The following is a 14339-nucleotide window of genomic DNA, read 5'->3' on the forward strand; positions in this document are numbered from 1 at the left end:
TAATATTAAGGCGAAGATAAGCTTAATATTCTTAGAAAAGCCTGATAGCTCCTTAGATAAAAATATCCATGAACTCTATATATCCTGCCATCAGTATACGATCTTTCATTTTGGAATCATTATAGACCTATTTTATTATCTTAGAATCGTTGGACAATTTCTCGAATTTAGTATTTAAAAAGTTAATCATAAATACCTCAAAATCTTTAATAGTCATTCCATTGTCAATGAATTTCATAGGGACTAATGTTTTGTAATCCCCGTCCAGATGGATGGTATCGAAATCATTAGTTTGATTTAATACCTCTATAAGGTGACTAACTTCGTAGCCAATACTAGTGTTGAATTTTATACAATGATCAATATCTTCAATGTTATCCACTGCATATTTTTTCTCACCTTTATACTTTGTCATATCTACAGAGCACAAAGCATAATTGTCCTTTTGTTCGTCAGCTCTTAAAGTTTGATTTTTTGACATTCGGATCGAACTGTTGACATCCCATCGGGACTTAACTTCGATGTAATAGAGCGGTTGTTTATTGATTGAAATAATTATGTCTTGTCCATCTTGAATGTCTTCTACGTCCACTTTAATATTTCCGGATATTTTGGCAGAAAGGTTTTTCCTTAGGATGCCCTCTATATGGGTGCCGATGGCACGCTTATGTTGAAAATCAGCATTCTGCTGTTGCTGTTTGATTAAAGCTTCCTGACCGAGTTTAACTATTATAGCGAAATCAGGATCATTCCCTAATACAGCTAACTCCTTTATGCGGGTGGAATTTAGGCTTAAAATTGAGAAGGTATCTTCACCATCTGCAAGATCGACGAGTATTCCTGAACGCTTACTGAAAATAAGGGGATAATGCTTTTCATATTCTTTTGAGTTTTTAATTTCTTCTATGATTTCAAGTATTTCTTTTTTGTACACATGCTCATTAATTGTGGCATAGGTTTGCTCATCAAAGAAGGCACTTTCAATTTTTTCGGTAAGATCCCTGATTGTCTTTTGTTGTTTGTTTTTAAGGAAGTTTTCGAAATCTGGGTGTATTAAAGTCGATCTTATGGGTATTGATGGTTTTATTACGATGTCAAATAAATCCTTAATCTTATCGGGTATAGAAGCATCTATTCTCAAATAATTTTGCTGCATCAATTCATTTAACTGATTTGGAAAAACTGCCAGTGTTTCAAACATATCTTCGTAGGCCTCATATTCTGCACAGGTGGAGATAATTTCTTTTAAAAAATCTATATTATCTGTTACCCATGCCGATGGCATGACACTGATGTCATTGAGAAGTAATTTTAGTACCCTTTTTTGAGAAGGCCTTATGTCAAATTCATCGTCTTTAATTATAGGAATAACGATCATTTCTTCACTCTGCTCAAAATGCCTGCATATTAATTTTATCGTTTTACTAGGTACACTGCCGGACTCAGTAGTGGTTGTAATTTTACAATATTCCAAGAGTTTAAGCAAAACACCTTGATCGATTGCCTCACTCAATGCTTTTTCATTTACGATTTTAGCAACATGTTCATTTATCTCAGAGGTATAATTCTTTCGAGTGTAGTCCGTAAACTCCAAAGTGAATTTGAACTCAGGGTGGACATGTCTTTTAGGGATTTCCGGTAAAAGTATATCCGCTATCTCGATAAGTTTTTCAGGCAGATTAAGCCCGTTATTTAGGCCGTCATTACCCGAGAGTACTCTAAATTCGCCTTTTATATTTGGAAGTAGTTTAAACGTGTTGAAGAAAGTTTCATGCTTCTGATCAACTAAATAAGCGTAAAATTGCTTTAAATCATCGGGATTTGGAAAAGCTGTTAAATTTCCAGCTTCTTGTATTTTAGATGTGATGTCATTAATTTTTATATACTGGATGTCATCGATATTCCACTCATCAATTTTTTGCGTCCATTCTTTTATAATATCTATTTTGGGTATGTTACCCCAAAATTGCTCTGTAAGGGAATAAATAGCATCGAATTTATTTTCATCCATTAGTAATTCCTGATGAATGAACATGGCGTCAGAAGGACGAAGATTGCCGGAGTTAGTTTCGACTAATGGTAAATCCTTAAACTCGCTTATCCATTCCGCTTTTATTGCTTTAAAATATTCGTTTAATAGCAAATCATCACTATCAACTACGAAGTTTATTTTAGCCAGTTTCACTGGTGATTTTATCAGACTTGCATTTTCGCGAAGAAAATCAAATATAATTTTTGAAGCATTTTTGATTATAGTCCTGTTTGCTTCCTCATCTTTAAAATTGGAATCGTTGTCGGATTTTAAATGAATGCCATCTCTTGGCTCTGTCGGCTGGAATTGCCGGGAGTTGATAATAAAATTGTTGCCAAATTTTTGGGTTCCCACAAGTGGATAATATAAAAATAATCTTGGCAGCTGCTCGTCAAAACTAAATGCATGTAGATTGGAATTAAGGGGAAGTATAATGATGATCTTTTTCTCTAAATCTTCAAGGTAACAGACCTCCTGAATGCTACCATTAGTGCTTATCGGCCTAATGTGAACTTTCCCCGCAGCATAACTCTCTTGCTTTTCAAATACTGTTTTTTTTAAATCTTTATCTATCACTGTTACCGAAGACAATTTCTTATTCAAGGTCATTACATAGGGAAGTATCAACTTAAGGGAATTCACTGCATTAGCAGCTGCCTTTCGGTTATACTCATTTGCAATTGTATAGGTAAAGTTTGTGGTAAGAGCTGTCTGTGGAGATGGGGTCTCATTAAGCAGGGCGGCTACCTTTTTTTTCAATGCACTAATATTTCCTGCCAAAACCTTCCAGTTGTCTGTGGTTCGATCAATCAGAAAATTATTTACGGGAACATAGCCATCACGTTTTGCAAGAAAGCCATCAATTCTGAACTCTTTACCAAAAACATGCGAAGTCATAAATCCAGTGCCATATTGTCCCACAGGGTCACTTTCATTATAAACCTGTTTTTTTTCTTCAAGGGTTTTGGAACTCACTTGCTTAAAAAGGCAATCAAGTGTCATTGGGGTGAAAGGTTCGCCATTGTGGCTGAACTCAAAGGTATCTTCTGTAATCTTGATGTTTATATGGCATTCTACACTAGAATCAACAGCATTTTGAAATAATTCCCAAATAGCACGGTGGGCATCATTACTATCTAATTTCTTTATACCTTGTATGATTTTGTTAGCATGCTGCCTCATGTCATTGAGCTCTGATTGCATCTGATAATCCTCGGCCGTCTCAATTTCCGTATTATTTGAGACATTAAAATTGTTTTCTTCCATACAAGATAATTTTAGGGAACTGAATCAGTTATAAACGAATTTAAAGTATTTTAATCAGATTACAACTATTAAATTACTTTATCTTACAGCATATTAAACACTTGTGATTATAATATGGTAAAATACATTATTTATAGAAACTAATTAAAAAAGAAGTTTGATCAGGCAGTACGTTGGCGGTACATCCTGAATGCCTATTTGTCAATGCTGTACCGTAAAGAGTTTAATTCGTCTAATAGTAATTAGCAAAATACATATACTTTCCCTACTCCGCTTGCTACTGTGGTGAGTGGTATAACATCAACAATTCGTAAAGTTTTATCGGGTTGGGGCTTAATTTGAGTTTGTTACCTTGCGCCCGCGATCGCAGCGGCATCCTTTTCGATAGAAAAGATACAGCGGAGTGCGCGCCAAGGCGCCCACAATATACTACGAGAAACTATCCACAGCCAAAACAACGTTAAACAAGTTTGCTGCCAATGCGGTATATGGTAACTTAGTTAAACACTTAAAAACCAAAAGTCATGAGCGACAATACAAACAATACAGGAAGCCCGGATCGCGACCGCATCAGCACCTCGGAAGATTACGAGGTACGCTACTGGTCGGAGAAGTTCGGTGTTAGTAAAGAAGCGCTGATCGAGGCCGTAAAAGCCTCGGGGAGCAACAGCCCGGAAAAAGTTGAAGCTTACCTCAGGCAACAACGTTAGATACAAAGACAGCTTAGCAGGCTGTCTTTCTTTTTGTACCACAGGAAAACAGCTCTATTCGTTCTTGCCCTTATCGCTGTCCATCTGGTTGATAATGTTCGTTACTTCCGCCTCTACATCTTTGAGCTTTGCCTCGCAGTAGGCGATCAGTTCTGCGGCGCGCTTTACCTTGACGGCAAGCTCATCTACCGAGATCGTTTCATTTTCAATATCTTTTGCGATACGTTCCAGTTCCGTGTAGGCCTGGTCATAGGTTAGTGCCTGTTCCATCGTGTGTGATTTTTTCGTGTACTGTGGTATGTAATGTTGCTTTTGCAAATATAACCTCGATTGGCATCCCTTTTTCGATACCGGCTGCACTGCTCACAACTTCCCCTGAAACCTTTACCATGGCATAGCCTTTTTTCAGTATATTTTCCGGAGACATGAGCTTTACAGTAGCCTTAAAAGCGTCAAGTTTTGCCTGCCTATTTTTAATAAGTGCTTTCGGGCTGCGGTGTATTTTATCCTTAGTGAGCGCAAGCGCATTGCTATTCTTTTGCAAGTTTAAGCGCAGTTCCGCGGAGAGGTTTGCTGTCAGCCGGGCCAGTTTCCGGCTTCGGGAATTGAGCAGTGCCTGGGTATGGCGCGCCAGTGCTCCGGATAGTGAAGAAAGCGCGGCATTTTGTGAGAGGGTAATGTCCCGTGCCCCATGCAGCACCTGCTGTTTCGCCGTTGCAATTGTATTTTTATGGGATGCCAATACCAACTGGGCACCGATAATGATGTCTTTTTGGAAGGCGTTGACCTCTTGTTGGAATTCTCGGTTGTGGGCGATTATGAGTTCCGCTGCTTTAGTAGGTGTCTTGGTTTGTGAATGCACCATCATGTCGGTAAGGCTTTGGTTTTTCTGGTGGCCGAGCCCGGTTATGATGGGTATTGGGAATTTTGCGGCAGCCCGTGCAATGCGGTAATTGTCGAAAATCAGGAAGTCGCTTTGTGCCCCGCCGCCGCGCGTAATGACCACGGCATCGTACGGGATGCCGGACTTATAGATGTCAATGAGCTTCTCCAGGAACACCGCTGCGTTTTTATCACCCTGCACCGGCACAAAATAATCGTCGATGCGGAAACCAAACCCAAAGGTATTATGCATAAGGGTATGCCGGAAGTCTTCTGCACCGGCAGAGATGGATGAAGTAAGCAATGCAACGTTTTGTATCACGCGCCCCAATGGGAGTTGCTTATTTGTGGTACTGTATTGGCCGTTGATTTCGCGGATAAATTCATTCTCTGTTACCAGGCGCTGTAATGTGGCGTGGCGCTGCTGTTCCAGGACACCGAGGGTAAAGTTGGTATCTATATCCAGGAGGTTAGCGCTGATGCCGAATACAGGATGGTATTCTACTGTTACCAGGACAAGCACGTGGATGTTGGATTTAAATTTTTGGCCTGTCTTTTCTTCGAAGGCGGTGATGCTTCGCGTCCCGTTTCCCCAGGCCTTGGCAGCCACCCGGGCTATCACGTCCGAGGAGGCCGTGTCTTTTTCGACCAGTTCAAAATTATGGTACCCTTTTTCAGCCTTAAAGGAGTGGTTGGATACATCGGCAATTACCCAAAAACGGCCTTGCCCGAATGCCTGGCGTAAAGCCGTGGTAATACCTTTGGTAAGGTCGGAGAGTTTTATTGGGGCGCTATTTTGCATCTCTTGAGGCTATGGGGTGCTACTACAAAGATACTATTCTATATATTCCTAGGCAACCTTATGATCGGATACGGCAGTGGCATTGAGGGCCATTTTACATTTAACGATTTGATAGTATATAATGTCAGGACGCATTACATACTGTCAAAAGAAGGCCATTGCCTGAGGTATTTTTCCAAGGGTTCCCCGGTTCTGAAAGCAAGTTTACCGATTATTTTGTTGTCAGCGGCACTGTAATGGATTTCCACATAAAAGTCGCCCACAGCATATAACTGGTAATGTACCTTGTCCACGATAATATCATCGATATGTTTTCCAAGGTCCCATACCGCCTGGTACTGCAATGGATCGTCAAGGGACAGAAACTCATATATTTTCATACACCGGAAATACGTTTGAGGTCGGGTTAAAAGTAACAAAGCCCTTTATCCAAGGGCTTTGTTTGTGTTACTTACTTTTTAGCTTCTTCAATACTAACTTTTCTGTACTCTTTGAATAGTTTTTCCAGCTCGAGTGTCGCTTTACGCGCACGCGCCCCGGCCGCTTTGTTACCTTGCGCGAAAGCTTCTGATTCTTTTTGATAGGTTGCGATACCTGCGCTGATTTTTTCGTTTAGTTCGTTCATGGTCGTTTTATTTTAAGGATAGCAAAAGTAACAATTTTAATAACATCCAGGCACAGGCCAGCGTTAAAGCTGGCTGGCGGTTGCCTGTTTAACAGGCACGGCCGTAAATTATACAGACTATTGCCTACAGGATAAAAGCGTTATGCGTTTACGGACGTTGGAGATTTAAAGAATATCCTCCTGCTTCCTTTAAATGTACCAAACCGTAAATAGGCATTCAACAGGAGTTCTTCATTCGCGAAAACCGCCGGTACGGGACCCCCTGGTCTTTAGAGGGCGAACAGGTTTTCAGGCACGGGGATCGATTCCATACTGTTCCGGGGCTCCGAGGTGCTCGCGAAGTGTCGTTCCTTCATAGTCCTGATGAAAGAGCCCGCGCTGCTGCAGGATAGGCACCACTTCATCGACAAAAGCATCGATACCGTCTGCATTAACATCGGGTGAGATCCAAAATCCATCTGCCGCGCCGGCCTCAAACCATGCCTGCATGTGGTCTGCAGCTTCAACGCCCGGTCCCACAATCACAGGGTGATAATCGATAACGCCATGGGCAAGGATATCCCGCAGGCTCCAGCCTTCGTTTGCAATTTTAAGGGCATGCGCTGCACGTGGATCGTACCGGTATGGGAGGGCACTGCTTAGTTGGGCCTTTGGGATTGGTGCATCCCAGTTTGCATTATCGAGTGTTATTCCCAGCAGCTGCTGAAGATAAGCGATCCTTTGGGGGAAGATATGCTGGGTCAATTGGATACGGCGGTCAAGCGCTGTGCGCCTGTCTTTTGCCAGGGTGGTCATCAGTCCGGGGATATATTTGATCTCATCGGGATTACGCCCGTAACGTTGTGCTGCCTCCCGGAAGGCTGTGCGTTGTATGCGCGCATCTTCAATAGTAAATGCGGCGCCAATCACTGCATTTGCAAAACGCCCGGCCAGTTCGTAGGCATTGGGGCTGCCGCCGGCATGAAAGATGATGGGCTGTCCCTGCTCCGATGGCGGTATATACAGCGGGCCCCTTGAGCCCACATATTTCCCCTGCAGGTTAACGGGCGCAATCTGTTCTTTGCGTGTGAACTGGCCGCTCTCTTTGTCGTGCATCCAGGCATCCTTCCCCCAGCTGCCCCAGAGCGCCTTTACTATCTGAACGACCTCGTGGGCGCGGCCGTAACGATCTTCGCTTGAGGGTATCCTTTTTCCATAATTTGCGGCGACATCATCGCCGCTTGATGTGATGGCATTCCAGCCGGCCCTGCCATGGCTCATGATATCCAGCGCCTTAAATTGCCTGGCCAGGTTGAAAGGTTCGTTAAAAGTGGTGGACCCTGTGGCCACAAGGCCTATATATGCGGTCTCCCGGGCAACGGCTGCCAGGGTCATCATTACGTCAAGGTTGAAACTTGGCGATTCGGTGCCTATATCAGACATGACCGCCCCTGGGCCGTCCGGTAAAAATATAAACTGGAATTTTCCCCGCTCGGCAGCCTGTGCCTGCTGTACCCTGGCATCATAGCTCGTATAACTTTTCGGGTCAACACCCGGCATCCGCCATGCCCCGGGCTGCGAGCCATAACCATTACCCAAATGCAGGCCGATTAGCATTTTTTTATCAACTGTCATATGATACTTATTTACTGTATTCTTCTCCCAAAATTAGCCGAAACCACTTTACTTTATATAGTGGTTTCCTAAAGGAAAGCGGTTTTAACATTGGGGCTGAGCCGTAAATGCGCTTAGGGGGCTGCCGGGTAAAGGCGATGAAGGTTGCAGATTATGATCTGCAGGGCATATTGCCACAGCACCGTTAAAGGGTATCGGACGATGATAGCGACAGTTAAGGAGTCCGTTACCTTTCGGTCACCACTTTTCGATGGGTAAGACCCCAATCCTTGAGCGAGTAAATTATGGGTGTCAGGCTGTCGGCGTGCGGTTCCAGGGTGTAGGAAATCTTTACCGGGTATTCGTCTAACACTACGCGCTTTAAAAGCTTGTGCTGCTCCAGGTCTTTCAGTTCTTTTGCCAGTACCTTTGGGGTAATCCCGGGTATGCTCTCCTGTATGTCGGTAAAGCGTTCATTTCCGACCCCCACGGAAATGATAATCGGGAGTTTCCATTTGCCACTTATCACATCGAGTGCGTCCCTTACCGGCTTAATAGTATTAAGGCAGTCGCAATGTTTTTTTTTCTGCGCCATTGAATGCTTTTATAAATTACACTTTCCTTTGGGAAAGTACTATACAAAGGAAAGCATAATAGTCTAAATTTGTAATAGTATTTGTAAAATACTGGCCAAGAGATAGTTTGCCAGACGTTCTATCCAATTGTATGCTGTTGTTTTGTTGCAGCGTAACCGATATGCAAGGTGAAGGTTATTACCTGCTGGCTAACCCGGCAGGGGTGCTCTACTTATGACGGGACATATGAATTAACTATTTTTTACATAAAATAAAAAAATATGAAAAGACTCGAAGGAAAGGTTGCCATTATTACCGGAGCAGCCAAGGGTATGGGTGAAGCACATGCCCGTTTGTTTGTCCAGGAAGGAGCAAAACTTGTATTGACAGATGTACTTGAAAAAGAGGGATACCAGGTGGCTGAAGAACTGGGTGACGATGTTATTTTTATAAGACATGACGTAACCAGTGAAGAGGGCTGGGCTGAAGTGCTCAAAGTAGCAGAAGAAAAATTTGGCCCCGTTACGATCCTGGTCAATAATGCAGGAATCACAGGTGCCTTTGCTAATGTTGCAGAACTTGATTACAACGAATACAAAAAAGTTATGGCAATCAATGCAGACGGAACGTTCCTTGGAATGAAGGCCGTGATACCGTCAATGCTAAAGGCTGGTATAGGTTCTATAGTTAACATATCATCAGTATCGGGGCTCCAGGTGGCTCCAGGTTCTCCTAATGCTGGCTATGTAGGCAGTAAGTTTGCGGTTACAGGCCTTACAAAAATGGCGGCCCTTGAATATGCTACCAGAAATATAAGGGTCAATTCGGTACATCCTGGTGGTGTCAAAACAAATATTGTGGCAGACATTAGTGTTTTTGATGACCCAAAAATGCTCGACCCGACACCTATGAAGCGCTTTCCAGATCCAAAGGAAATCTCTTATGTAGTACTGTTTTTAGCTTCCGATGAATCGTCATACGTAACCGCTTCTGAATATAAAGTGGATGGTGGTTTAACCGCTAAATAAGTTTTTTACAATTAAAAAGTATAAATATAAAATGAAAATAGGAATTATCGGTACCGGTGCCATAGGCGGTACAATAGCAAAAAAAATGGTTGCTGCAGGCCACCAGGTCAAAGTGAACAATACAGACGATTTTGATAAACTGGCACAACGCGCGGAAGAATTAGGTGCTGCCCCTGCAACCCTTAGCGATGTTGTTACGGATGTTGATGTGATAATCCTGTCTGTACCAACCATCGCGGTTTCAAGCCTTCCGCAGGATTTGTTTACTGAAATCCCGGGTGATGTAATTGTGGTTGATACCTCTAATTATTATCCCTTCCGTGATGCCGACATTGAGGAAATAAAAAAGGGTAAGGTGGAAAGTGTCTGGGTTGCTGAGCAACTAGGCCGACCGGTTATTAAAGCGTTTAATAACCTGCTGGCAGAAACCCTTATCTCCGGAGGAAAGCCCGAGGGTGCACCGGGGCGTATCGCTATGGCGCTCTCGGGAGATGATGCTCAGGCAAAAGCGGTCATATCGGAACTCATTGACCAAGCGGGCTATGACGTGGTGGATGCCGGTGGGCTGCAGCATTCGTGGAGGCACCAGCCGGGGAATCCTGCCTATTGTACAGAATTAAATATAAGGGAGCTGGAACAGGCACTCAATGACGGAGTAAGGGATATGGCACCCCAGATCAGGGATTCCGTGATTAAAGTATTCATGGAACGTACTACCCCACCATCGCATGAGGAGGTTGTAGCGTTCAACCGCGGCCTATTCCCTAAAAATCCTAAAGCGGATAATTAAAGCAGCCGTATACTATAAAATTTTAGTTTTTCTGCATGGGGGCAGATTTTTGTTCATTGATGAGGCAGGTATAGGTTTCCACCGGATTATCTATAACTATGTAACCATAGGGACGAAATGGTGGTAATTTAATGCCTTCCTTGTCTTTGATAATGGCGTCAATGCTTTAGCACCTCCAAGACAAAACCCTACTTATTTGGGATACTACCAGCCTATCGGGCTTTCCAGACATGTCTACATGTCCTTATAGAGCACAATGCCCCCCGTAATCATATTGTACATATTTCGCCACTGCTTTTTTAAACTTCACTGCTTCTTATATGCAAGGCCTTTCGATGCTATAAGGCTAAACGGTAAAGGAATACTAAATAGCTATGAATAGTCTTTGTTTCTTTATAAATTCATTACGGAATTTAAAGGCGCAATTATGAAAGCACTATGGAAAGGCAGCATCAGTTTCGGATTGGTACACATCCCGATAAAGTTATATAGCGGCACGCAAACGCATCGCATTGCCTTGGATATGGTACGTAAAAAAGACAAATGCGCAATCCAATACGTGCGTGTATGCAAGAAAGACGGTAAGGAAGTGCCGTGGGAAGATATTGCGAAAGGGTATCGTAAGGAAAATGGTGATTACGTTATACTGGATAAAAGCGATTTTGAAAAGGCTGCTCCCGAAAAAACGCAATCACTTGATATTTTCGAGTTTATCAAAGAAGCCGAAATCCCCTCCAAATATCTTGAAAAACCCTATATCGTTGAACCGGCCAAGGAAGCTAAGAAAGTGTATGCGCTTTTACGGGAAGCACTGCGAAAATCTGAAAAGGTAGGCCTTTGTAAGTTTGTGATGAGGACTACGGAGCATCTGGGTATCCTTAAGGTGGAAGAAGACGTCATCCTTTTGATACAGATCCGTTTTGAGGACGAGCTTCGCGATCCCGAAGAAGCCGGGCTTATCCCCCACGACATCAACATAGCCAAGAAAGAGCTGGATATGGCCATGAGCATCATTGACCAGCTGACCGATACGTTTGACCCGGGAAAATATAAAGACACCTATAAAGCGGAGCTGATCAAGATGATCAAGAAGAAAGCTTCTGAAAAAGCCGGAACAAAGGAACCTGCGCCAAGACGAAGAAAGAAAACAACTGAAGCCAAAGACGACTTACTGGAACAGTTGAAGGCCAGCCTCGCTGCTATTAAGAATTAAGCTGTTTGATTTATCAAAGGACCACATCTGTAAAGGCGCACTTACAGTGATGCGTTGCAGATGTGGTTTTTCAACTATAAGTAATTTAGTAAAATACGCTTTTGGCCTTATCCAAAGCCTTTTCCATATCAATGCCTTTCCCAAGGGTTTCCTTAAACAAATCACCTTCGCTTTTGATACGTGCCAGGGCATTCTCGATTGTAAAATCCTTCATTTTTAAGCCTTTTTTCACTTCCTCCCAGTGCAATGGCATGGAAACCGTAGCGCCAGGCTTGGGGCGCAGCGAATAGGCACAGGCTATGGTCGCACCGGGCCTATTCTGTAAAAAGTCCAGATACATTTTACCTTCACGGTCCTTTATCTTCCGTTCGAGCGACGTAAAATCCGGTAGCGTGTCGTGGACTATAGATACCAGCAACCTGGCAAACATTTGTGACTGGTCATAGGTATATTTTGCGCCTAAAGGAATATAAATATGGATGCCGGTCGATCCGGAAGTTTTTACATAACTGATTACATCAATAGCGTCCAACACTTTTTTGACTTCCTGCGCTGCTTGTATCACCTGCTCAAAAGTAGTATTATCTGAAGGGTCAAGGTCAATGACGCAGTAGTCAGGGTTATCGGGGTGCGCCGTACGGCTGAACCAGGGGTTCATTTCGATGCAGCCTAAGGAGGCCATCCAAAGCAACGTCACTTCATCGTTGCCTACCAAAAATTCCTTTTCTTCACCCTCGCTGGTGGTATACGGATAGGTTGTAGCCCAATCGGGCGCCTTGCCCTTTACGTCTTTTTGATAAAAGCTTTTGCCGTATATACCACTCGGGAAGCGGTTTAGGGATAACGGGCGGTCTTTCAGGTGGGGCAGGATATACTCCGCAATTTGGTAATAATAGTTGAACATATCCCGCTTGGTATAGCCTTCTTCCGGCCAGTACACTTTGCTCAGGTTGGTAAACTTCAGATTGTGCCCATTCACCTTCTTAACCTGGGTTTCCTCCATTGGGTTTAAGAGGGTCTGCTTACCACCACGTTTTGGCGCCGCTACTAACTTAGATGAAGGTTCAACCGCGGTATCGGATTCGCCTTGCGTCACGGTATCAGTATCGGTTGCGGTTTCCCTAATAACTTCTTTAGCCTTTTTGTCATCTCGCATGCCCTCAAACGATGGGTGCCTGAACACGCCATCGGAAGTAACTTCGGCGAAACTGACCTCGCATACCAGTTCCGGCTGTAACCAGGTTGCCTCGGCTTTAGGCGGATTTGGCCTAAAGCGTGAGGGCTTATTTACATCCGGTTCCGATGTAAAAGGAATTTTATCCGTAACCAGGGGCCTGAACTGCTCCATCATTTCCTTTTGCTTCTTCGCGTTAAATCCTGTACCTACTTTTCCAACATATTCCAGCTTACCGTTTTGGTAAACACCCAGCAATAGCGAACTGAATGTTTTTGAAGAGCCTTCATTTTTCGTAAAGCCCCCTATAACCACTTCCTGCCGTTGGTTTACCTTTACCTTTAGCCAGTCTTTAGAGCGCGCATCGGGATGATAGATACTGCTGGATTTCTTAGCCATTATTCCTTCAAGTTGCATTTTCTTTGCCGCTTCGAAGAATTCTAAGCCACTTGCTGTGAACACCTGGCTGAGGCGCACGTGGTCATCATTCGTCGGCAGTATTTCTTTCAGGATAGCCTGCCGCTGGGAAAGCGGCAGCCCCGTAATATCTTTCCCTTCGTACCATAGCAGGTCAAAGGCATAATAGACCAGGTCACCATCAACTTCGCTGCGCCAGTTCTGCAAGGCACCGAAATTGGCCTTTCCGTCTTTGCCGATAACAAGGATCTCGCCATCCAGCACTGCATTGATGGCCCATTCCCTCATTGCGTTTACCAAAGGGTAGTATTTCTCGGTAAACGATTTATTGTTGCGCGAAGACAGTTCCACCGTTCCCTTATTGATGTACGCAATCGAGCGGTAGCCGTCCCATTTCACTTCGTAGGTCCAGTCCGGATCATCAAAAGGCTCATTGACCAGCGTGGCCAGCATGGGCTTTACCTTCTCAGGCATCTTGCCGCGCTTGGCGTTTTTCAATAGCGTATCGGCATCCATTGCCACATCAACATGTTTTGCTGCTTTTGTGGTAATCTTCTTCTTCAGTTTTTCCTGCTCCGGTTCCACGGGCTTTGCACTGTATACCGTCGTGCTGGTTTTTGCTACCTGGTCGAGGGTTTTCCCGGAGAATACGGACTTATCTTTTTTGGTAATGTCATCGGTTGTCGCATACTTATCGTCCAGCTTCATCAGCAGCCAGCCGTTCTCACCACGCCCATGGGCTTTTATCAGCGCAAATTCCCCTTTGAGCTTTTTGCCTTTCAGGGTGACCTTGATCTTTCCGCTGTGCAAGCCGTGCAGTAATTCGGTTTCCTGTGCTTTTTTATCTTTGGTATTAGATTCTAACGGTTCGTATGTGCCCTCATCCCATACGATAACAGTGCCGCCACCGTATTCACCCTGGGGTATAATACCTTCAAAGTTGCGGTAGTCGTAGGGATGGTCTTCCACCATCATGGCCAGGCGTTTTACGTCAGTGTCCATGGAAGGGCCTTTCGGTACCGCCCAGCTTTTGAGTACGCCTTCCATTTCCAGCCTGAAGTCGTAATGCAGGTGTGAGGCTGCATGCTTTTGCACCACAAAACGCAGGTTACTATCATTGCTCTTCCCGCCAAAAGGTTCGGGTGTTTTCGCAGCGTCACGTTTCTGTATATATTTTTCTAAAGCCATGGGATGAGGTTTTAAGGCAGGCAAGCCTGTACGCCATAATACTT

The 14339-nt window shown here is 43.9% G+C and carries 12 protein-coding genes; 4 read left to right on the top strand and 8 right to left on the bottom strand.

Going from position 1 to position 14339, the window contains the following annotated elements; all coding sequences use genetic code 11:
* Nucleotides 1-127: 127 nt before the first annotated feature.
* Nucleotides 128-3298, bottom strand: coding sequence for a protein NO VEIN domain-containing protein (locus GR160_RS10730; RefSeq protein WP_160749867.1), 3171 nt, complete (start codon nt 3296-3298; stop codon nt 128-130).
* A 524-nt stretch (nt 3299-3822) separates the two neighbouring features.
* On the opposite strand from GR160_RS10730, the gene GR160_RS10735 reads away from it, so the two are divergent.
* Nucleotides 3823-4008 carry a DUF3606 domain-containing protein gene (locus tag GR160_RS10735; protein ID WP_160749868.1) on the top strand — a complete coding sequence of 62 codons (186 nt, stop codon included), beginning with the start codon at nt 3823-3825 and terminating at the stop codon, nt 4006-4008.
* Between the two features lie 54 nt (nt 4009-4062).
* Here GR160_RS10735 and xseB read toward each other — a convergent pair whose 3' ends face one another.
* The 6 genes from xseB to GR160_RS10765 all read right to left on the bottom strand — a co-directional run bounded on the left by xseB (nt 4063) and on the right by GR160_RS10765 (nt 8505).
* Nucleotides 4063-4278, bottom strand: coding sequence for an exodeoxyribonuclease VII small subunit (xseB, locus tag GR160_RS10740; protein ID WP_160749869.1), 216 nt, complete (start codon nt 4276-4278; stop codon nt 4063-4065).
* Nucleotides 4256-5692: an exodeoxyribonuclease VII large subunit gene (xseA, locus tag GR160_RS10745; protein ID WP_160749870.1), complete on the bottom strand. Its 1437-nt coding sequence runs from the start codon at nt 5690-5692 to the stop codon at nt 4256-4258. The genes xseB and xseA overlap by 23 nt, the downstream gene beginning before the upstream one ends.
* A 134-nt stretch (nt 5693-5826) precedes the next feature.
* Nucleotides 5827-6072, bottom strand: a complete 246-nt coding sequence (locus GR160_RS10750; RefSeq protein WP_160749871.1) for a hypothetical protein — start codon at nt 6070-6072, stop codon at nt 5827-5829.
* Nucleotides 6073-6143: 71 nt separating this feature from the next.
* Nucleotides 6144-6317: a histone H1 gene (locus GR160_RS10755; protein ID WP_160749872.1), complete on the bottom strand. Its 174-nt coding sequence runs from the start codon at nt 6315-6317 to the stop codon at nt 6144-6146.
* Between the two features lie 288 nt (nt 6318-6605).
* Nucleotides 6606-7931, bottom strand: coding sequence for an NtaA/DmoA family FMN-dependent monooxygenase (locus GR160_RS10760; RefSeq protein ID WP_160749873.1), 1326 nt, complete (start codon nt 7929-7931; stop codon nt 6606-6608).
* A gap of 226 nt (nt 7932-8157) precedes the next feature.
* Nucleotides 8158-8505 (bottom strand): helix-turn-helix domain-containing protein, encoded by a 348-nt coding sequence (locus GR160_RS10765; protein ID WP_160749874.1) that lies wholly within the window; start codon nt 8503-8505, stop codon nt 8158-8160.
* A gap of 261 nt (nt 8506-8766) precedes the next feature.
* Between GR160_RS10765 and GR160_RS10770 the strand changes: the two genes are divergently transcribed.
* The 3 genes from GR160_RS10770 (at nt 8767) to GR160_RS10780 (ending at nt 11516) form a co-directional block, all read left to right on the top strand.
* Nucleotides 8767-9513, top strand: a complete 747-nt coding sequence (locus tag GR160_RS10770) for a glucose 1-dehydrogenase (RefSeq protein WP_160749875.1) — start codon at nt 8767-8769, stop codon at nt 9511-9513.
* Between the two features lie 31 nt (nt 9514-9544).
* Entirely contained in the window at nt 9545-10303 is a 759-nt protein-coding gene (locus GR160_RS10775) for an NADPH-dependent F420 reductase (protein WP_160749876.1), read from the top strand.
* A 427-nt stretch (nt 10304-10730) separates the two neighbouring features.
* Nucleotides 10731-11516, top strand: a complete 786-nt coding sequence (locus GR160_RS10780) for a Ku protein (RefSeq protein ID WP_160749877.1) — start codon at nt 10731-10733, stop codon at nt 11514-11516.
* Nucleotides 11517-11601: 85 nt separating this feature from the next.
* On the opposite strand, the gene ligD is transcribed toward GR160_RS10780, so the two are convergent.
* The gene (gene ligD, locus GR160_RS10785) at nt 11602-14295 is read right to left on the bottom strand and encodes a DNA ligase D (protein WP_160749878.1); all 2694 of its coding nucleotides are present in this window, start codon (nt 14293-14295) and stop codon (nt 11602-11604) included.
* Nucleotides 14296-14339: the final 44 nt, after the last annotated feature.

The organism is Flavobacterium sp. Sd200, from assembly GCF_009826935.1.
Classification (GTDB): Bacteria; Bacteroidota; Bacteroidia; order Flavobacteriales; family Flavobacteriaceae; genus Flavobacterium.